Raw genomic sequence first — 21,114 nt, forward strand, 5'->3', positions numbered from 1 at the left:
TTTATGGCTATTCAAATCTGGCAATGGGTCACCGAGCCACTTGCTCTAGAATTCATGCGAAATGCCCTGATTGCAGGTGGTTTGGCAGGAATTATTTGTCCAGCGATCGGGTGCTTCTTGATCGTTCAACGGATGGCGTTGCTGGGGGATGTGATGACGCATACGGTGATGCCGGGAATGGCGATCGCCTTTTTTTGGCGGATTGACGTAGCGATCGGTGCGTTTATTTCAGGGATTGGCAGTGCTTTTTTAATAGCATGGCTGCGATCGCAAACTCGCGTCAAGGTTGATGCGGCAATGGCTTTGACTTCATCGAGTTTCTTTGCGATCGGGATTTTGTTAATTTCCTTGCTGAAAATCAAAATTGATCTGCATGGCTTTTTGTTTGGCGATATTCTCAGCGTTACGCCAACCGATACGATTCGCGCAGGAATTATTACCGTGATTGTGCTGGCGGCGATCGCCATGTTTTATAAGCAATTACTTTTTTATACCTTTGATCGCATTGGTGCAAAGGCTTTGGGACTACCCGTGAATCTGATTTATTTAGGGTTAATGGCAGGTGTGACTTTGACGATTATTGCTAGTATGCAAACGATGGGCGTGGTGTTGGTGGTGTCGCTCTTAGTAGGGCCCGCGATTACCGCCTATTTATTAGTTAAAGAATTGCATCAGATGATTTTTGTAGCTGCGGGGTTAGGTGTGGCGGCAAGTGCGATCGGGTTATATGCCAGTTACTATCTCAATTTGCCTTCTGGCCCAGCGATCGTGTTAGCGGTACTGCTGTTATTTTTACTGACTTTAGTTTTTAGTCCCAGTCAAGGCTTACTCACAGGCAAATAAAAAGCGGCGCGATGCGCCGCTTTTTATTTGCCTGATGTTACACAGAAGAAGTTCCTGCGATGGCGTAAGTCTAGGGCTGGCACGGGGGCGCAGCCCCTACAAAATCTATATTGTTTGGTAGGGGCAATGCCCCCGTGCTTGCCCTGTCACGCTAGCAGCAACAGATCTCATCTAAAATTCCACATGACATCAGTTTTTGAGGAAAAAGTTTGATTTATGCTTCGGTCGTTTCTTCAGTTACGCTTTCTTCAGGTGCTTCAGTCACTTCAGCAATAACTTCTTCCACAACTGGTTGTGGCTTGGTGGGCTTTGGTCCTCTGACCAAAGCAAGATTTACGGGAGCCTTGACTTCTTCATCCCTTCCGCCTCTTTTATCTCTCTTGCCCTTACCACCATCACGGCCAGAACGCTTTTTGTCGGAGTCGTCAGACTGTCTAGCGCTAGGTGTGGTTTCGGTTGTTTCGGGTTTTAGCTGACGGTCTGCTTTCTTGATAGGACGTTCTACCATTGTTAAATTCCTGATTAACTTGATGTATTTGTATCCTAGCCTGTTTAGGCATAATCTCGCGAACAAAAGTAGAAAGGGCGCAAAGCGCCCCCATAAAACTCTAAAAGTAGAGGTGGCGCTTCGCGCCACCTCTACTTTTAGGGTTTTACAAACTATTGACTGATGTTACGCAGCAGATGATGAAACTCTTGTTGATAGCAAAGCAGGGCAACCACGGGGGGGATTGCCCCTACCTGAAGATTCATGTTTTGTAGGGGCAGCGCCCCCGTGCCAGCCCCAAACATCGGCTATCGCAGGAATTCTATCTACGTAAGGTGAGCTATTGATTTAGCTAGAAATTTAATTGGTGATCGCCTGAAAATCATGGGTACATTTTCTATCCCTAATGTTATCGATAGACTTAGAGGTTCCGTAGTTAGGAATACAAAATCACAGTTTGGCTAGCAATTACTCTCAAAGCATTCTAAGCAGCGATTTAAGAAGTTAGCCAATGACAAATCACTATCCCGTTGTAATTGTTGGCGGTGGTCAGGCGGGTCTATCCATGAGCTATTGCTTAAAGGAAAGAGACTTAGACCATATAGTTTTTGAGAAAAATCAGATTGCGAATGCATGGCGATCGCAGCGATGGGATTCCTTTTGCTTAGTCACACCTAATTGGCAATGCCAACTTCCTGGCTATCCCTATAAAGGTAATGAGCCAGAAGGTTTCATCAAAAAAGATGAAATCGTAGCCTATATCGAAAATTACGCTCGATCTTTTGATCCTCCGATTCGGGAAGGCGTAGAAGTTCTGAATTTACGACGAGGCGATCGCGGTATTTTTGAAGTGACAACCAGTATTGGTGATTACACCGCCGATCAGGTTGTCGTCGCAGCAGGTGCATACCATCAGCCCAAGATTCCTAAAATCTCGCAACGCTTGCCAGAGCATATTTTGCAGGTGCATTCTTCAAAATACAAAAATCCTGAATCTCTTCCTGATGGTGCGGTTTTGGTAATTGGTACTGGTCAATCGGGCTGCCAGATTGCCGAAGATTTACATCTGGCTGGGCGCAAAGTTCATCTATGTGTCGGTAGTGCGCCGCGATCTCCCCGTCGTTATCGCGGTAAGGACGCAGTGGAATGGCTAGATTTAATGGGATATTATGAACTTTCCATCGATCAGCATCCCCAAAAAGAAAAAGTCCGTTCTAAAGCTAATCATTATCTAACAGGACGTGATGGTGGTAGAGAAATCGATTTGCGCCGCTTTGCTCTGGAAGGAATGCAGCTACATGGCAGGTTGAAAAATATCTCTAGTCATAAGTTGGAATTCTTTAACGATCTTAAGCAAAATCTCGATGGTGCTGATGCAGTTTCCGAGAGCATTAAGAAAACGATTGACAATTTTATTGCTAAAAACAATCTTGATGCACCCCTTGAGCCTCCCTATCAACCCGTCTGGCAACCAGAAATGGATATTCCCGATCTAGACTTGGCTGAGGCGAATATTACAACTGTGATCTGGTGTACGGGCTTTCAATCGGACTTTAGTTGGATCGAGATTCCTGTATTTGATGGCAAGGGCTATCCAGGACACGATCGCGGTGTGACTGAGGTAAAAGGCTTGTACTTTTTGGGGTTACCTTGGCTCTATACATGGGGTTCGGGCAGATTCTCAGGAGTTGCTAAAGATGCGACTTATCTCGCGGATTACATCATGGCGCGGCGCAAGGTTGCCCATGTCAGTGATTGGACTGTGGTTAATGAGTTTTTACTCGGCTCATGATCACCTATCGAAATCGATAGGTAAGCGATCGCATTTTGATGAATTCCTAAAGAAAGCGATCGGCTTCCTATCGATAAAGATAGAGTTCTCTTTTTCGTAACCAGAGATACAAAATGGAACCTCAGATAGAAACTAATCTGACTTCAAGTTCTTAGTTAGATATGAGCTTTTAGCTTTTAGCTCTTGGCTCTTAGCTTTTAGCTTTTAGCTTTTAGCTTTTAGCTTTTAGCTTTTAGCTTTTAGCTTTTAGCTTTTAGCTTTTAGCTTTTAGCTTTTAGCTTTTAGCTTTGTTACTGATAGTCGGATTTTAGATATTAAAGAAGTTCTGAACCTCAAATTTTAAAGCTAACAGCCAAAAGCTAATAGCTAACAGCCTCTCCAACATCCACTCTTAAAGGAAACAACAATGCCTGAAGTAACTGCTCCTGCTCACCAGACTGGCGATTTCTTTGTGAACTATGAAGAGAAAGTATTTGAGGATGTCAAAGCTGAACCGGGGGAGAAAGCCCTTGTCACTTTCCATACTGTCGCCTTTGAAGGTTCAATCGGTTTTGTGAACCTTTTGCAAGCTACTCGATTGCTTCGCAAAGGTTTTGAGACTTCGATTTTGCTCTATGGACCTGGGGTAACTCTGGGTGTACAGCGTGGTTTCCCAAAACTAGGCGATGCTGCTTTCCCGGGCCATCAGAATTTCAATGACCAAATCTCAAAATTCATGTCTGAAGGTGGCAAGGTTTATGCCTGTCGCTTTGCCCTACAAGCTCTCTATGGACATGGTGAGCCATCACTAATTCCTGGTATTCGTCCGATTAGTCCTCTGGATGTATTAGATATCATTCTATTGCATCGCAAGGATAACGCCTTCATTCTTGATACTTGGACTCTATAAGGACTTCACAAAATCGTGGATTATTCACGCAAAGTTAGAGCCGCCGCTGTCCAAATCAGTCCTGTGCTGTTCAGTCGCGATGGTACAACTGAGAAAGTCCTGCAAGCGATCGCCAATGCTGCAAAAGAAGGCGCTCAGATCGTCGTTTTCCCTGAAACCTTCGTTCCCTACTATCCTTACTTTTCCTTCGTGCAACCGCCCGTAATGATGGGAAAAGAACATATGCGACTTTACGAAGAAGCTGTTGTTGTGCCTAGTCCTGTTACGGATGCGGTCAGTCAAGCCGCGCGATCGCATAGCATCGTTGTTGTGTTGGGTGTGAATGAACGCGACGGTGGTTCGCTTTATAACACGCAGCTAATTTTCGATGCCGATGGTTCGCTGTTACTGAAGCGGCGCAAAATCACCCCGACCTATCATGAACGGATGGTGTGGGGACAGGGTGATGGCGCAGGTTTGAAGGTAGTAGATACTGCGGTTGGGAAAGTCGGCGCTCTAGCTTGTTGGGAGCATTACAATCCCTTGGCAAGATTTGCTTTGATGTCTCAGCATGAACAGATTCACTGCGCTCAATTTCCGGGTTCTTTAGTTGGACAGATTTTTGCTGACCAAATCGAAGTTACGATCCGTCATCATGCCCTTGAGTCTGGATGCTTTGTGATTAATGCCACAGGTTGGCTCTCGGCAGAGCAAGTAAGTCAAATTACCAGTGATGAGAAACTCCAAAAGGCTCTAAGTGGTGGTTGCAATACTGCAATTATTGGCCCAGAAGGAAATCATCTTTGTCCACCAATTACAGATGGAGAAGGCATGGCGATCGCTGATTTAGACTTCTCGCTGATCACCAAACGCAAGCGGATGATGGACTCGGTTGGACATTATGCGCGTCCAGATTTGCTTCAGGCTCATTTGAATGCTGAGGCTTTTGCAGGGTTCCAGATCGATGGTTTTGATCAGGGATTAAATGTAATGGATTTTTCATGCCAAGAACAAGGGGCTTAAGCCCCTTGCCTACCTGATTAAGTATGAATTTAAAAATCCGATCGCAAGTTTCGATAGGAGCATAACCCTTAATGAATAAGCAACAATTAATTACGGAATTACAGACTAAGGGTTTGCAACTGGTTGATCGCCAAATGGGCGCTAACGGTCGCAAAGGTGGCGCAGGCCCTTCCGATCATAAGGCGATCGCCATCGATGGCACAACAGTCATGGTTCCCGTCTTTAATAGTTCAGCAGCTAGCTCTCCCTATACGGTGGAGATTAATGCCGAAACTAGCGAGTTGATTTTAGAGTCAGGAAAAGAAGCGATCGCGCCCATTACTTTTCCTAAGTCTCCTAACTTCTATAATCTCACCACCAGCGATGGCATTCCCTATTGGAAAATCGCATTGCTTCACAGCCACGATGTGCTAGCAACAACGGTTTTGCAGACCTGTATGCGCTATAACAATACGGATACGTCCTGTCAATTTTGTGCGATCGGGCAATCCCTCGAAGCAGGACGTACCATCGCTCGCAAAACTCCTGCTCAACTAGCCGAAGTTGCCGAAGCTGCGGTGCGCTTGGATGGAGTTAAGAACATGGTGATGACTACGGGGACACCAAATACGAGCGATCGCGGTGCGGCTTATTTGACGGAATGTGCCAAAGCCATCAAAGCAAAAGTGGATATTCCCATTCAAGCTCAATGCGAACCTCCCGATGATTTTATCTGGTTTGAGCGCATGAAGGCAGCAGGTATTGACACTCTAGGAATGCATTTGGAAGCTGCTGATCCCAAAGTTCGCGCCAAAATCATGGCTGGCAAAGCAAGCGTTCCCCTTGACTATTATTTTGAAGCCTTTGCTGCTGCCGTCAAAGTATTTGGCTGGGGTCAGGTCAGCACCTATCTCTTAGCAGGCTTAGGCGATAGTCTAGAAACTCTGGTGGAAACCTGCGATCGCCTAATTAACATCGGTGTTTATCCCTTTGTCGTTCCCTTTGTACCAATTAGCGGCACGCCATTAGCAAATCATCCTGCACCGACGACGGAGTTTATGTTTGCGGTTTATGAGCAGGTGGGTACATTGCTAAAGCGATCGCAGATGTCTTCCGCCGATATCAAAGCAGGATGCGCGAAATGTGGCGCTTGTTCAGCACTTTCTCTTTTTGAATAAGCCCCTCACCCCTAGCACTTTAGGCTAACCTGTACACATTAGTTATCAGCTATATCATGATTCACTAAAGATCCCCCTCAATCCCCCTTAAAAAGGGGGAAGAAGAAAATTCTCCCCCCTTTTTAAGGGGGGCTGGGGGGGATCTAAACCTTAAAACGCAGATAGCAAGACTTGTGTATATAGGAGGGAGAGGGGGGATAAAAATTTGCCTCACGCCTCTTCTCCTTTAGGAGAAGGGGCGTGAGGGCATAATATTAAACTTAGGGATAATTATCATGACTGCCGCTTATATTTTCAAACTAGCATCTACACCACAAGAAATCGATGCCTATTTCGAGCTTCGCAAAGCGATCTTTGTAGAAGAACAATATGTATTTGAAGAGAATGATGTCGATGACATTGATGCGATCGCTTATCCGATTGTGGCGATTAATCCTGAGAATAATCAAGTTGTGGGCGTTGTCCGCATCTATGAAACCGAAAAAGGCATCTGGTATGGTGGTAGATTAGGCACGCATAAAGACTATCGTAGAGGTTGGCAAATTGGTAAAGGCTTGATTTACAAAGCAGTGACTACCGCAAATACATGGGGCTGTGATCGCTTTTTTGCTACAGTCCAAATCCAGAATGTGCGCTTCTTCCAACGTTTACATTGGGAATCTCTTAAAGAAATGACGATCTGCGATCGCCCTCATCATTTTATGGAAGCTGATCTTAACTTCTATCCCCCAAGCGATGAAATTCGTCCTACTTATCCTGCTCAAATCCGTGAGGCTTCCTAGATGCTGGCGGAACTTGCAGCAAAACTTAGAGCATCTATGGGTATCTTGCACAAGCAAGATATTCAGATTACGGCAAGAGGGCTAGGTGAGCAATGGAATGATGCAATTCTGTTAGGTGATGACTGTGCGGCAATTCGCGATCGCGAAGGCTATTTGTTACTTGCCGCTGAGGGGATGTTACCGCAATTAATCGAAACAGATCCTTGGTTTGCGGGTTGGTGCGCGGTGATGGTTAATGTTAGTGACATTTACTCAATGGGGGGGGAACCGATAGCTGTTGTTGATACGCTCTGGAGTCAATCACCTGACTCAATTTCTGAATTATTAGCTGGAATGAAAGCGGCGGCTATTGCTTATCAAGTGCCAATTGTTGGTGGACATACAAATTGCCGTAGTCCATATAACGCCTTATCTGTTGCCATTCTCGGACGCGCCCAGAAGTTGCTCACCAGTTTTAACGCAAAGCCCAATGATGTCTTGTTAGTGGCGATCGATATGCGTGGTCAGTTTCATCCTGATTACCCATTTTGGAATGCGGCAACTAAAGCCGATCCACAGCAATTACGGGAGAATTTATCAATCTTGCCATATATCGCTAAATCAGAATTCTGTGATGCTGCCAAAGACATCAGTATGGGCGGGATTATCGGCACTTTACTAATGCTTACGGAAACTTCTAATTGTGGTGCAACTCTCGATTTAGATCAGATTCCCTGTCCTGAGAATGTACCCTTAGAACGTTGGCTGATTTCCTTTCCTAGTTATGGATTTCTATTAAGTATTCGTCCTAAAAAAGTAGAATCAGTTCAAGCTCTTTTTCATGCTCAAAATTTAGTTTGTGCGGTAGTTGGCGAGGTTCAAGCAGAGAAAGAAGTGATTCTGCGATCGCAAGGCGAGTCAACTCTATTTTGGGACTTCTCTCAACAATCTTTAACTGGATTTAGCAATCACTAAAAAAGCCTTGCTTTGCAAGGCTTTTTTAGTGATTGCTGTTACGTGGAACCCTCATCCCCTAACCCCTTCTCCCGCAGGAGAAGGGGAGCAAAATCCATATTATTTTCTTGTTCCCCTCTCCTGCGGGCTACCGTGTACACACAAGTCATAAAACCCAGTCAAGTCAACAATTAATCGCCCCCTAGCCCCCAATTCTGGGGGAACAAGAAAATAAAATTCTTTCAAAGTCCCCCAGAATTGGGGGATTTAGGGGGCTTAGATAAATCAAAACGTAGACAGTTAGACTTGTGTGTACACCGTAGCTCCTGCGGGAGAGGGGCTAGGGGTGAGGGCGTTCCACGCAACAGCAATCACTAACTTCTCAATGTTGCTTGGAACTTCTCTTCGAGTAAGTCACGTACTTTTTGATGGACAGGATTAATATCGACATCAGTTAAAGTGCGATCGCTTGCTCGATAAACTAGTCTAAAGGCAAGACTACGCGAACCTTCAGGAACACCTTTACCGATGTATTGATCAAAGAGCGTCACAGAATCAAGTAGCTCGCCGCCCACATGGGTAATCGATCGCTGAATATCGGCAACCGTGAACTTCAATGGTGCAAAGAAGGCAATATCGCGATCGCTGCTGGGATAGGTCGAGAATGACTGAAAAGTAGGAATCGACTTTTTCATCATCGCATCGAGCAAAGTATAGAAATCTAGCTCAAAGGCATAAATCTCATCAGGAAGTTCCTTCTCGGCGCGTAACTGGGGATGTAACTGTCCGAATGTACCAAGGCGTTCACCAGAAATCCACAGAGAAGCAGTACGTCCGGGGTGTAAGCGTTCATCCTTTTGATCAGGTTGGTATTCCACAGTTACCGAGAGATTGTGGAAAACGGAATCAAGCAAACCTTTGGCTTCATAGAAATTCAACGGCTTAGAATCATGCTGCCATGCGCCCACGGTCGGATCGCCGCCGAAAATACCCGCAATGCGATCGGTTTCATCGCTACCTGCTTCATCGAGCCAGAACACACGCCCAATCTCAAAGCCATTCAAGATGCCATTACCTTGATTGATGTTAAAAGCACATGCCTCAATCAAATTAGTGAGTAAATCTCCCCGCAAGGCTCCATACTCGATCGCTACAGGATTATTGATTTTCACCTGATGTGATTCAGTGGGAGGGCATAGGGACATATGCATCACTTCTGTTAAGCCCACGGCTCGGAAAGCTGCGCGAATCATCCGACCACCTTCTTGATCGGCTGAGAGGAATCCAAACTCGGTTCTCGCAGGTAAAGTCTCTACAAATTTGTCATAGCCATAGATCCGTGCAATCTCTTCCACCAAGTCAATTTCGCGCTCAATGTCGGCATAGCGATAGGGAGGAACGGTGACTTTCCATGTGGCATAGCTACCTTCTTCAATCGGTTGCTTTTCAAGTTCAAAGGACAAAACCTTGAGAGTCTGCTCAACTTCAGCTTCCGATAGCAAAGCTAAGGCATCATCATCTTCGCGATCGACTTCACCAAGAACTTGCCAAACTTTAGTCAAGCGTAAGTCGATGGTACGAATTGCCTTAGAACGCGCATCGACAATGCTCTGTTCCACAACTTCACCGCCAGCCATCTCTGTAATCATCTGGATTGCTTTTGCCGAAGCCGACTCGATCGCCGATTGGTTAACGCCTCGTTCATAGCGTGCTGATGCTTCCGTGCGTAAGCCTTGAGCGCGTGCCGATCGCCTTGTAGTAACCTGCGTAAATAGAGCCGCTTCTAAAACAATATTGGTAGTTTTTTCAGAAACTTCGGTTTCTGCGCCCCCCATCACTCCTGCGATCGCGATCGGTTTGTCGCCCGACGTAATCAAAAAGTTTTGGCTGGTGAGAGTGCGATCGGTATCGTCAAGGGTTTTGATTTTTTCTCCAGATTTGGCAAAGCGCACCCCGATCTTGATACCATCAGCTAAAGTATCTGCATCAAAGGCATGGAGAGGCTGTCCCCATTCCAACAAAATGTAATTGGTAATATCGACAATATTGTTAATTGATCGCATCCCAGCCGCTTCCACACGCCGCTTCAGCCATTCGGGAGATTCTGCAACCTTTACGCCTTTAATCAATGTACCAATATAGGCGGGACAAGATTTGGGATCTTCTACGGTAACCCATTTCGCTGTCTTGGGTTGAAAATCTGTAGTAGCTAGGGGCAAGCGCACCTCTTTACCCAACAAAGCCGCCACTTCACGGGCAATACCCACCACACTGAGGGCATCGGCACGGTTTGCGGTCGAGGTGACATCAAGGATTGCATCGTCTAAACCTAGCAATGGACGCACATCTGCGCCGACGGTCACACCTTCAGGGAATTCATGGATGCCACTGGACTCTTTGGCTAGCCCAATCTCGGCTAGAGAGCAAATCATGCCTTCAGAACGCTCGCCACGCAATTTAGTTGGGCGAAGTTTCAAATCAATGGTCGGTAAATAAGTCCCAATCGTGGCTACAGGCACAAACAAGCCCTGTCTAGCATTTGCCGCACCACAGACAATTTGCAAGGGTTCGGGTGCGCCAATATCAACTTTACATACCTGTAATTTGTCAGCGTTGGGATGACGCTCGGCTGTGAGGATATGACCTACCACCACGCCCTCAGCCCATGTCCTGCGATCTTCGATTGACTCGACTTCAAAGCCTGCCATAGTCAGTTTTTCATCTAGCTCTTGGGGCGAGAGATCGCAGTCTACAAGTTCACGGAGCCAATTCAGAGAGATACGCATTGGAAAATTATGGAGAAAAGAGTATTAAGAAATATTCAGGCTATTGTAGTTTAGCAAAATCCGCACTCCAAACTCATTATACCAATTCACGAAAGTGTGACAACACTTTTGTGAATTGAAAACCAAACCCAGTAAGGGTTTTCAAAACTAAAAATGGCTATGCCATTTTTAGTTTTGGTATTAAGTGTATGGCATGACGCTATAGCCCTGATTCTAGGCTTGCTGTATGGGCGATCAAACCCAAAAGAGAGTAGCGGCGCGAAGCGCCGCTACTCTCTTTTGGGTTTGCTATAGCTGAATGATTTGATTTAGGCGATCGCATACTTGAGTAAACAAATCGTTATCCAATTTGCTCAGTGGATGAGGCTTGGCTCCACGAAGCCGCCAGTCAAAAGACTTTGGTTGATGGCAGAGAACGTAGCTGGTTTTACTGCGTGAGGCTTTGCCAACAGCGACGGCAAAGGGGTTATCAGCATTGTATGCAGCCGTCGTCATTGGTAAGCCAATCACGATCGCGGTTTTGTCATTGAATATGTGTGGTGATAGCACTAAAAAAGGATGAATGTCTCGCATTTCTTTGCCTACCTGCGGATTGCAGTCAATCCAGATAATATCTTGGCGATCGGGTATCCAATCTTTGGAGGCTTTTACCACTTTTCTGCGCCTAGCTTTTGAGAGGTGGTCATAACTTCACCGCCATGTCGAACAGGGTCAAACTGGGCGAGACGTTCTTTGAGTGTTAATGGGGGATTGGGAACTGGAGCAATAATTACGGCTCCATCAATTACGGAGAGGCGCACGCGCTGATTGACTTTTAAGTTTGCGGCACGGGCGATCGCGGCGGGTAAGCGGACTCCTAAGTTATTTCCCCATGTTTTGATATCTAGTATTGCTTCGGTCATGAGGTTTATACTTATATTTCTATGTTTAAACATAAGTATAAACATTTTGCAGTGCGATCGTATAACGTTTTTCAAGCAAGCGAGGTACAGAGGTTTGTTTGAAAAACGCTATATATAAAAATTGACTTTCGATACAGCAATTATCTTGATATTAAAAGAAAGCTTATTATTTGTAGGATGCGTTAGTGCAACGTAACGCATCAATTAGCCGTCAATTATGGGTTACGCTATCGCTAACCCATCCTACGTGGAAAGTTTTCGTTAGAATGGCAACAGATGTGGAGGATGCCGATCTATGACAAGGATCTTTTTGGCGAGGACTGAGGAACAGAAAAGATTTCGGGAAGTGTTGCGATCGCTGCAACCAAATGCTGGTTCGCGATGGTTCTCAGAAAATTTGCCCACAGTGGTGAAATATTTACCTGCGAAGAAAGAAGTGGTCAGTACATCACCACATATTTTCTTGCTCTATGGCGAAGGTGGAATGGGCAAAACAAGTCTGGGGCGGCGATTTTGTGAATTGGCTGGAGAAGAGTTTCCTAATTGCTTTGACGTTTTGCGATTGGATTGGGAAGAGGCAAAGAATGAGGATCAATCGCTGAATGTGGGACATGAATCAATTCGTCCTGAATCGGTATTGGCGACGATTTATTTGGCGGTGAGTAAGGGGCGTGAGGGGATTTTTGAGAAATATCGACAGGTGGAGAAAACGCTGAAGCAAATTGAGGAGAAGGTGGATAAGGAACTGCAAGCAAGGCAGGGAGAGGGAGCAGAATATGCGCCGATTTTGAAAAAGGGTTTGAGTTGGTCATTGGGAGCCTTGCGGAAACTGCCTCATGTAGAGATGATTCTGGGGGCGGGAGATGGCACAGTGGATGAGGCGATCGCGGATGGGGCGGTGAGTGCCTTAGTGGGGTTGATGAAAAAGAAGTTGTCCTTGGAGGAACGCAGGATTTTTGCGACACCGCATCGACAATTGGCTGAGGCTTTGGGGCATGGCTTACAGGCAATTTCTACACAGAAGCCCTTAGTGCTTTTGTTGGATACCTATGAGATTGTCGATCGCCTTGAGTGCGATCGCGTGTTGCGAATGGTAATTAAGGCGGCGGGTCGGCGGGTGGTTTGGGCGATCGCGGGTCGGGCAAATCTGGCGGATAGCTATCGGTTATCGCAGGATTATTTTCGCGGCTATCGAGATGAGTTTTCGGAAAATCTCTATGTTTACCCGATGAGTGAGTTTAGTCGGGAGCAGGTGAGTGAATATTTCGCACATCCTGAAATCAATGTGCCTCTGAGTGATGAGGCGGCGGAGTCAGTGAAACAGTTTAGTTTGGGGATTCCCTTTGTGGTGCAGCAAATTGCGGCGATGCGTCAACAGGGGATCGATCTGGCAACGATTCTCAGCGCTCCATCGGCGGATCGTGATGATGAGTCGCCCCGTGAGGCGGTGGTTAGGGCAACGAGCGATCGCTTTTTACGGTATTGCTTGGATGAGCAGGACAAAAAGGCGGTGTATGCGATGGCGATGATGCGTCGTCCTGATAATGAGTTGTTAAAGGCGATGCTGGGGGTGACTGACCTTGAGCCAGAAATGCGATCGCTGAAGGCAAGGCATTCGTTTGTGTTGTTGGAGGGTAAGGGCATTAGGCTCCATGACAAACTAGAGAGCTTTTTGCAAGATTATCTGCGTTGTGGGTTAGCGGGACAGTCACCAATGGTGCGGGAGTTGAGCGATCGGGCTGTGGCTTATTTGGAACCGCGTTTGGATGAATGGACTCAGGAGTTTACGGATACGGCGGATTATTTCGAGTCGGATCGGATTGCGAATGGGTTGTTGGATTTGGTGCAGTTTAAGTTTTGGCAAGATGTGGAGGTTGGCTGGCGCTATGCTGTGCCACTTTTTGTGGAGAGTTGGCAATATAACAGCGATTGGCAAAAGCAACTTTTGGGAGTTATTGAGACTTTTCAGGTGCGGTTCGATGGTGATAGTAAAAAGCGCTTGAAAATCTTTACTGAAGATTTAGATTATTACTATTTCGATTCTGATAGTCGGAAAATTTTGCTGGATGAGTTGGAGAAGTTGGCAAAACGGGGTTGGATTGATGGCGATCGTAAAAATGAACGCATGGTAATTCTCTTTTTACAACATGGGCGATTACTTTATGAACTGGAAGGCTATTCAGAATGTCTTCATATATATCTTGAAGCAGAAAAGCGACTCCCTGAAACTGCACTACATTTACGAAAAGATTTAGCAGAAGAATTTAGTGGAATTGGCTATAAGTTTCTCAGGAAAGACGGTAAACTAATCGCATCGACTGAAGCCCAGATTGCTTATCAAAATTCTGTTGCATTAAATCCTGATGATTCTAGTTCATGGAGAGAGTTAGGAGTTAGTCTTCACCAATTAGAACAGTATGAATTAGCGATCGCATCCTATCAACGAGCGATCAGCCTAGACCCCAAAAATGCTTATCCCCACAACGACTTGGGTAATACCTACTCCGATCAAGGGAAATATGAATTAGCGATCGCATCCTATCAACAGGCAATAGAACTCGACCCAAATGATGCCTATCCCCACAACGGCTTGGGCAATGTCTACCAAGCACAAGGAGAATACGAATTAGCGATCGCATCCTATCAACAGGCGATCGACCTTGATCCAAAATTTGCCAATCCCCACAACAATTTGGGCGATGTCTACTGCTATCAAGGAAAGTGCGAATTAGCGATCGTATCCTATCAACAGGCGATCAACCTCGATCCGAATTATGCCAATCCCCACAACAATTTGGGCAATGTCTACAACAATCAAGGAAAGTACGAATTAGCGATCGCATCCTATCAACAGGCGATCAACCTTGATCCAAAATTTGCCTATCCCCACAACAATTTGGGCAATGTCTACAACAATCAAGGAAAGTACGAATTAGCGATCGCATCCTATCAACAGGCGATCAACCTCGACACAAAAGATGCTTATCCCCACAACGGTTTGGCAGAGGTCTACCAAGCACAAGGAGAATACGAATTAGCGATCGCATCCTATCAACAGGCGATCGACCTCGACCCAAAATTTGCCTATCCCCATAACAATTTGGGAAATGTCTACAAAGCACAAGGAGAATACGAATTAGCGATCGCCTCCTATCAACAAGCGATCAATCTTGACCCTGACAGAGGTTCTTACAGTAGTAATTTAGCTGGAGTCTACTTCTTGCAAGGACAGTATGAATTAGCGCTCACTAACATACAAAAAGCTATCAAAATCAACCCTGACTATCCTGATTACAATAATGCTTTGGGTCTGATCTATCTATTCCAAGGAAAGTATGAATTAGCGATCAAAGCCTTGCAAAAGGGAATCACCCTCAACTCTAAAAAAGATGCTTCCCAGCAATTTATTTTAGGTATTGTAATGGGTATACAAGGCAATCAAGAAGAAGCTATTACTATATGGAAACAAAGTTTAGAACTTGTTACTAGTAATTCTCCAAACGAAATAATTGCTTGTTCAATTTGTCAAATTCTCATTGGTGAAATTGAGCAAGGCATAAAAAGTTTTCAAGAGATTTTAGCAACAAAAAACCTGCCAATTTCGGAACTATCACTTGATCTTAGGATTACAGAACTTATAGCGCAATTTCCTACTAAAATTGAGGGCATTGATACTGTGATGGAGATGCTGCGTCAGGCGATTGCGAAAGCGCAATAAGTTGAGGCTTAACATTTGCGTCACAATTTTAAAACCCATCACAGAAATCTCGATCCGCAAATGCTATGCCCTCTCTGCATTTACAGACAATTTGTCCCTGCGTTGCGAAGTTTTGGGCAGAGCATTCCCAAAAGAAGATGATCTGAACAATTAGAAATTCTTGCGGGAATGCACTGCCCCTACAGTTCGATTCTATGGGCGCGAATAAATAATGACATTAACAAAAATCGAGGATCTGGATATACATTCGGATTCTGTTGAGGCTTAGCGATCGCCTCCAAGTTTTGTAGAGCGACTAGATACTGAGGATTTAGGCGATATCACTAGCTATCAATACCAGTGACAAATCAATTAAACCTTATCCCTCAATTCCAAAGAAGCTTTAGCTTGTGATTCCAATTTTTCTCGAATAGCAACTTGCACTTTTTGATCGAAATTAAGATCGCTAGGACTAGCAATAACCCTGAGAGAACGCTGATTAAGACGATCTAAATAAGCCTGAAGAGCAGCGCGATCGCCGCGATGCTTCAGAAAATATTGCTTCAGTTCAGCCTTAGACATAGAATCATAATCAACTTTCATCTGCAAACTCTCCATTAGGTAAAACTTGAAACTCTAGCTCTTCCTCATATCCAGCCAAGATATATATATTTTGGGTTCTCTCATCAATACAAATAAGGTGTATAGGTTGGAGCATTGTATAAGTTAGCTGATAGCAGATACGATACAAGCTACTTAACTGGCTATCAGTGGGCATTCCATTTATTCACTCAATATTTTGAAGTTTATTTGTTAATAGCCAAGTACCTTGTCATTCTAGATAAATATTAACAAATTATTCTGCTATAGCGATCGGCAAATGGCAAATTATGAGGTAGTTTTTTCCCTAGATCATCATAAAGTTCCCGAATAGCCTCAAACGCATCGCGCACTTTGAGCCTAACTGGTGCAAGGCATTAATTTTCTGAAAACTCAAATAGTGAGTATTGACTGATAATCTGTTTTAATAAACCGTCAAGTTTTGTAGAGCGATTAGATACTGAGGATTTTAGGCGATCGCCCTGCAAATATAGCTCAAGCTTGCAGAAATCTATTTAGATTTCTATGAGCTTGAGCTAGTGATTCTTATTTAATTGCCAAAAAGACTAATGAACTTCGCCGCGCTTAGCCTCAGCATCAATAGGCTTAGCTAAATACACCAGTAACAACTGCCAGAAAATCGCTACGAATAAAGGCAACTTCTGCAAAGTCTTCACAAACTGAGGGCGATCGCTATCATTAATCGCCATCAGCTTGAAATTGTAATCAGCGCATTTCTCCAATCTAGGAAAAAAGTCGGGATGACTAGTATCAAGCACCGCAGGAAACGCACTAATTGCAGTGTGATTAGTATTGACCACCACTTGCTTGTTATATTCGCGAGCATCTAAACCGATGGATTTATAGAAATCAGCCCGTTCAAACACGGTAATCGTATGCGTAGCAAATACCGTCAACAGGAAGAACCGCGCCCATAGTTTGGCTTTCCATGTACCCCATAGCGCTGGCTGCGATCGCAACAAAACCTTAAAGAAATCGCCGTGACGATTCTCATCTTGACACCAGCTTTCAAAGTATTTGAAAAGTGGATAGAACTGATTTTCGGGATGATCCTTCAAATGATAATGCACGAGAATATAGCGCCAGTAGCCAATTTTCTCGGACAAGTAAACGGTGTAAATTACCCATTCTGGTTTAAAGAAAGTATAGCTGCGCTTCTTAGTCATATTCACCAAGTCCAGCGACAGATTAAAATCCTTCATCGCCTTATTCAAAAATCCTGCATGACGCGCTTCATCCCTTGCCATGAGATTGAAGGCTTCGGCTAACAGAGGACTGCGATCGCTGAGTTGGCGAGACAGTTCTTTAAATAGCAAAAATCCAGAAAACTCTGAAGTACAGGAACGCTCTAGAAAATCAATAAAAGCGGCGCGAGTCTCCCCATCAATATGTTCCCAAGACTGCAAAAACTCGTTATCCCGTTTGTAGTGATAGCGATTGTAATCAGTGCGAAGCTCTTCAACTACGGCTTCCAGTTCTGCCTGTTGCGATGAGACATCCATCTTCGCAACCTTGTCATAGTCGGTAGTATAGAATCTGGGAGTTAAGAGGGTTTCTTTAACAGGAACTTTGATACCTTCACGGAGAAGTTCGGGTTCGGGTCTAGAGTGAATTGAAACCATTGTAGTAATTTAGTTATAAAGGTTTTTATAAAGTTTGAGGTGTGCGATCCCCCTCAATCCCCCTTGTAAAGGGGGAAGAATTAAATTCTCCCCCCTTTACAAGGGGGGCTGGGGGGGATCTATTGATTTTGGAAAAACTGAATCATCTTTTGGTCTTCACCCTTGATATGGTGAGTCAACCATTCAGTAAGAAATTGAGTAAGTTCTGTTGTTACTGCTTCGGTATTACGATCGCGAAACTTTAACAGTAGCCGATCTACCTTGGACAAGAGGTAATCGTGCGTATGTTTGTGGCGATCGTAATCAGGATAATTTACCGCCATCATCAAAGCCTCTTCCGTTTGAAAATGCTCGATGGTGTGATTCGCTAGGGCTTCTAGAAGCTCTTGGATTGTATAAATATTTTGTCTTGCGACAACAGCATCATGGAGGGCATTAACAATCTCAAATAGTTGTTGATGTTGTCCATCGACCTGTGAGTTACCAGTGTTATATTCCTGTTGCCAACAAGCGATCGATTTAGTCAAAGTAGAAAGCATGAATTTATAGAATCAATGTATGTGTGAGGTTGTGCTTTGCTCAAACAGCGAATTTAAGAAACCATATCGAAGTCCATTTGTCCGCGAAATCCAGTAAAAACACGAGTACCATCCTTAAGAATATGAATTTCGGTTTGATCGCTTGCCCAATCAATTTTGTCGGCAAAAGCGGGATTAAAGACATGCAAACGCTGATTGCGCGACGAAACAGGAGAATCGGGAGCGTGAATGGCAAGAGCCGCAATATAGGGACCATCAATCAAAATATCCAGTTGGTCGAGAAGATCCTCGGCTCCCTCTGGGGCGCTAGGCGATCGCAGTTCCGCTAATGTGTATCCCGTAAACGACATCACATTCAGTCCTGAGGCTTTGACCTGCTTGGCTAGGGCGGCTAAGGCAGGAGCCTGCAAAAATGGCTCACCTCCAGAAAAGGTGACTCCTTGATTGGCGGGTTCGCTGAGAATGCGTTCGGAGAGTTCCTCTACTGACACGAGTTGATTAATGGCTAACGACCAAGATGCTGGATTAAAGCAGTCAGGGCATTCACGCCAGCAACCCTGTACCCAGACCACAGCACGACAACCAGGTCCATTTACCTCAGAGCGATTTAGATAGCCCATGATATTCAGTTGTGGTGTCATGTCAACCTCCAAAGTTTCTTTAGATTTTTTAGACCGCAACCTTGGAAGCCATTGAAGAATTACTTTCTATGGTCAAAGACTCTAAGAGATCCCCCACCCCCCCCTTATAAAGGGGGAAGAAGATAATTCTCCCCCCTTTATAAGGGGGGGGTGGGGGGATCTAGACAATTCTTAAATGGTTTCTTATCTAGACTGACCTTGAGAATTTGTCAAGATCGTTCTTTTTCAGATAGGCATCAAACACTGAGGCAATATTGCGGATCAGCAAGCGTCCCGCAGGCGTGACCTCAATGCGATCGCGTTCTAGTTCAATCAAGCCATCTGACTGTAGTTGTCGCAATTGCAAGCGTTCTGGTGCAAAATATTTACCAAAATCGCGATCGCAGGTTAAGTGATATTTAGCTTCAATCTCTTGCTGCGAGAGTTCAAATTGACACATCAGTTCCATAATTACGGAACGACGCAAAATGTCATCGGCATTGAGAGTAACACCACGCTCAATCGGCAATTCGCCCGCATCGATCGCCTTATAAAAGTCCTGTAAACCCTTATGGTTTTGGGTATAGACGTTTTGCAACATACTGATCGAGGTCATGCCAAAGCCTAAGAGATCAGATTCAGGCTTGGTGGTATATCCTTGGAAATTACGATGTAAATTACCTTCACGCTGAGCGATCGCCAGTTCATCATTAGGCTTCGCGAAGTGATCCATGCCGATAAACACATAACCATGCTTGGTTAGAGTTTCAATGGTCATCTGCATGATTTGTAACTTCTCTTCTGGTGAAGGCAAAGTTGCAGGATCAATTTTCTTCTTCTGTAATGGCTTCAGCCAAGGAACATAGGCGAAGTTAAATACAGCAATGCGATCGGGATTAAGGGCGATCGTTTTGGTGAGGGTTTCGCGAAATGTGTCTAGGGTTTGATAGGGCAATCCATAGATGAGGTCAACGTTTACGCCTTCAAAGCCCACTTCCCGCATCCATTCCATTCCCTGAAACAGCATTTCTTCAGGTTGAATGCGATTAACTGCTTCTTGAACCTTAGGATTAAAATCCTGAATGCCAAAACTAATGCGATTAAATCCAAGGTTTCTTAAACCTTGCAAATATTCCTTAGTCAGCGATCGCGGATTCACTTCAAGGGAAATTTCGGCATCTTCGGCAAAAGTGAAATGCTTATGCAAACTTTGCCATAATCTCTCCACCTGATCAAAGGAGAAATAATTAGGAGTGCCGCCGCCCCAGTGCATTTGGTGAACTAGGCGATCGCGATCAACTGTGGTTGCCACTTGTTCAATATGACGAATCAAATAACCTAAATAAGGTTCGGCAATTTCCTTGCGAGAGCTAATTACCGTATTGCATCCGCAAAAATAACAGGGTGCATCACAGAAGGGAATATGGGCATAGAGAGATAGAGGTGTTTTCTGCAAATTTCCAGCCGCGATCGCTCCCCGAAAATCAATTTTCTGAAAGCTTTCGTTTAATTCAGTTGCAGGTGGATAGCTGGTATATCTGGGTACGGGCTGATCATATTTATGTAAAAGATTAATATCAAATTTAACTGTCTGTGTTGCTGTATGCATTCATTCACTTCCTAAATTTAAGGGGTGAGAATAAACAGCGCAAGGCGCTGTTTATTCTCATGATTTTTATGCTGCGTGGCTATGGTGACGCTCAGTACTACCAGCCCGATCCTGCTTGGTGAGCAGGTCAAAGACATGGGGATCGAGTACGGCTCTAACATCAGCTTCTAACTCATCCACCACATTCCGATTGAGTGTAAAAGCATAATTTGCTTCTTCCACAATTCTCAAAATTGTGGCTTCATCCACAACCAGAGAATCTAAAGCATGGCGATACTTCTCTTTAAATTCCTTTTTCGCCTCAATGGTTGGCAATTGCTCAAATTCATAGAAAGTCGTGCCGCGATCGCTTGGCAAATCTAACGCTGAACGAATAATATGTTTCAAGGCTTGCCCACCTGATAGATCGCCCATATAGCGCGTGTAGGAATGGGCTATTAAACAGGCGGGATCAGTATTGGAAAGATCGATTAAGCGATCAACATAAACTTGTCCTGCTTTGAGAGGGACGATTTGCGATCGCCAATCATCACCAAAATAAAAAGCTAAATCCTGTTCTAAATTTGACTGGCGATCAATTTCGGGGAAATACATTTTCCCGACAATTGGATGATCAGCATGGCGCTTTAGTTCTGCTTCGAGGGTACTGTAAACAAGATAGAGGTTAGCCAATAATTTTCTAAACGGTACAATTTCCACAATACCCTTGAGAAAGCATTTCATAAATGCAGTATTCTCGGCAGCAGTATGAGATTTTTGTGTACCTTCGCGTAGACGGGTAGCTAAGTGACTAGTCATCGGCATTTACTCACGCAACTTAATCACTGCATCCT

19 protein-coding genes are annotated in these 21,114 nt (G+C 44.7%); 8 read left to right on the forward strand and 11 right to left on the reverse strand.

Features of this window, described 5'->3' with window-relative positions:
- The first annotated feature begins 3 nt into the window (after positions 1–3).
- On the forward strand, positions 4–843 hold the full coding sequence (locus VB775_RS05390) for a metal ABC transporter permease (protein ID WP_281005632.1): 840 nt from the start codon (positions 4–6) through the stop codon (positions 841–843).
- Between the two features lie 214 nt (positions 844–1,057).
- Here the strand turns inward: VB775_RS05390 and VB775_RS05395 are convergent, their stop codons facing one another.
- Entirely contained in the window at positions 1,058–1,351 is a 294-nt protein-coding gene (locus VB775_RS05395; protein ID WP_281005633.1) for a hypothetical protein, read from the reverse strand.
- Positions 1,352–1,841: 490 nt separating this feature from the next.
- Here VB775_RS05395 and VB775_RS05400 point away from each other — a divergent pair, with 490 nt between their 5' ends.
- From VB775_RS05400 to VB775_RS05425, 6 genes are all read left to right on the forward strand, one after another.
- The gene (locus VB775_RS05400) at positions 1,842–3,122 is read left to right on the forward strand and encodes an MSMEG_0569 family flavin-dependent oxidoreductase (protein ID WP_281005634.1); all 1,281 of its coding nucleotides are present in this window, start codon (positions 1,842–1,844) and stop codon (positions 3,120–3,122) included.
- Between the two features lie 406 nt (positions 3,123–3,528).
- On the forward strand, positions 3,529–4,011 hold the full coding sequence (locus VB775_RS05405) for an MSMEG_0572/Sll0783 family nitrogen starvation response protein (RefSeq protein WP_094534132.1): 483 nt from the start codon (positions 3,529–3,531) through the stop codon (positions 4,009–4,011).
- Between the two features lie 15 nt (positions 4,012–4,026).
- The gene (locus tag VB775_RS05410) at positions 4,027–5,013 is read left to right on the forward strand and encodes a Nit6803 family nitrilase (protein WP_281005635.1); all 987 of its coding nucleotides are present in this window, start codon (positions 4,027–4,029) and stop codon (positions 5,011–5,013) included.
- A gap of 71 nt (positions 5,014–5,084) precedes the next feature.
- Positions 5,085–6,170, forward strand: a complete 1,086-nt coding sequence (locus tag VB775_RS05415) for an MSMEG_0568 family radical SAM protein (protein ID WP_281005636.1) — start codon at positions 5,085–5,087, stop codon at positions 6,168–6,170.
- 275 nt (positions 6,171–6,445) lie between these two features.
- A complete protein-coding gene (locus VB775_RS05420) occupies positions 6,446–6,952 on the forward strand; it encodes an MSMEG_0567/Sll0786 family nitrogen starvation N-acetyltransferase (RefSeq protein ID WP_281005637.1) in 507 nt (168 codons plus the stop codon).
- Positions 6,953–7,906 carry a sll0787 family AIR synthase-like protein gene (locus VB775_RS05425; protein WP_281005638.1) on the forward strand — a complete coding sequence of 318 codons (954 nt, stop codon included), beginning with the start codon at positions 6,953–6,955 and terminating at the stop codon, positions 7,904–7,906.
- A gap of 353 nt (positions 7,907–8,259) precedes the next feature.
- On the opposite strand, the gene pheT is transcribed toward VB775_RS05425, so the two are convergent.
- From pheT to VB775_RS05440, 3 genes are all read right to left on the reverse strand, one after another.
- Positions 8,260–10,671 (reverse strand): phenylalanine--tRNA ligase subunit beta, encoded by a 2,412-nt coding sequence (pheT, locus tag VB775_RS05430; protein ID WP_281005639.1) that lies wholly within the window; start codon positions 10,669–10,671, stop codon positions 8,260–8,262.
- Positions 10,672–10,959: 288 nt separating this feature from the next.
- Positions 10,960–11,325 (reverse strand): type II toxin-antitoxin system PemK/MazF family toxin, encoded by a 366-nt coding sequence (locus VB775_RS05435; RefSeq protein WP_281005640.1) that lies wholly within the window; start codon positions 11,323–11,325, stop codon positions 10,960–10,962.
- Complete coding sequence (locus VB775_RS05440; protein WP_281005641.1) at positions 11,319–11,573, reverse strand: AbrB/MazE/SpoVT family DNA-binding domain-containing protein; 255 nt, start codon at positions 11,571–11,573, stop codon at positions 11,319–11,321. The genes VB775_RS05435 and VB775_RS05440 overlap by 7 nt, the downstream gene beginning before the upstream one ends.
- Positions 11,574–11,868: 295 nt before the next feature.
- Between VB775_RS05440 and VB775_RS05445 the strand changes: the two genes are divergently transcribed.
- Positions 11,869–15,291 carry a tetratricopeptide repeat protein gene (locus VB775_RS05445; protein WP_281005642.1) on the forward strand — a complete coding sequence of 1,141 codons (3,423 nt, stop codon included), beginning with the start codon at positions 11,869–11,871 and terminating at the stop codon, positions 15,289–15,291.
- Between the two features lie 351 nt (positions 15,292–15,642).
- On the opposite strand, the gene VB775_RS05450 is transcribed toward VB775_RS05445, so the two are convergent.
- From VB775_RS05450 to VB775_RS05480, 7 genes are all read right to left on the reverse strand, one after another.
- Positions 15,643–15,873 (reverse strand): DUF6887 family protein, encoded by a 231-nt coding sequence (locus VB775_RS05450; RefSeq protein WP_281005643.1) that lies wholly within the window; start codon positions 15,871–15,873, stop codon positions 15,643–15,645.
- Positions 15,863–16,048 (reverse strand): DUF6888 family protein, encoded by a 186-nt coding sequence (locus tag VB775_RS05455; protein WP_323216655.1) that lies wholly within the window; start codon positions 16,046–16,048, stop codon positions 15,863–15,865. Before VB775_RS05455 ends, VB775_RS05450 begins: the two co-directional genes overlap by 11 nt.
- Positions 16,049–16,436: 388 nt before the next feature.
- Positions 16,437–17,513, reverse strand: coding sequence for a magnesium-protoporphyrin IX monomethyl ester (oxidative) cyclase (gene acsF, locus VB775_RS05460; protein WP_281005645.1), 1,077 nt, complete (start codon positions 17,511–17,513; stop codon positions 16,437–16,439).
- Between the two features lie 119 nt (positions 17,514–17,632).
- Positions 17,633–18,052, reverse strand: a complete 420-nt coding sequence (locus VB775_RS05465; protein WP_281005646.1) for a bacteriohemerythrin — start codon at positions 18,050–18,052, stop codon at positions 17,633–17,635.
- Between the two features lie 53 nt (positions 18,053–18,105).
- The gene (locus VB775_RS05470) at positions 18,106–18,693 is read right to left on the reverse strand and encodes a 4Fe-4S single cluster domain-containing protein (RefSeq protein ID WP_281005647.1); all 588 of its coding nucleotides are present in this window, start codon (positions 18,691–18,693) and stop codon (positions 18,106–18,108) included.
- 187 nt (positions 18,694–18,880) lie between these two features.
- A complete protein-coding gene (gene hemN / locus VB775_RS05475) occupies positions 18,881–20,281 on the reverse strand; it encodes an oxygen-independent coproporphyrinogen III oxidase (RefSeq protein ID WP_281005648.1) in 1,401 nt (466 codons plus the stop codon).
- 66 nt (positions 20,282–20,347) lie between these two features.
- Positions 20,348–21,079 (reverse strand): heme oxygenase (biliverdin-producing), encoded by a 732-nt coding sequence (locus VB775_RS05480; RefSeq protein WP_281005649.1) that lies wholly within the window; start codon positions 21,077–21,079, stop codon positions 20,348–20,350.
- Positions 21,080–21,114 lie beyond the last annotated feature (35 nt).

This window comes from Pseudanabaena sp. CCNP1317, from assembly GCF_034931345.1.
GTDB classification, from domain to species: Bacteria; Cyanobacteriota; Cyanobacteriia; order Pseudanabaenales; family Pseudanabaenaceae; genus Pseudanabaena; species Pseudanabaena galeata.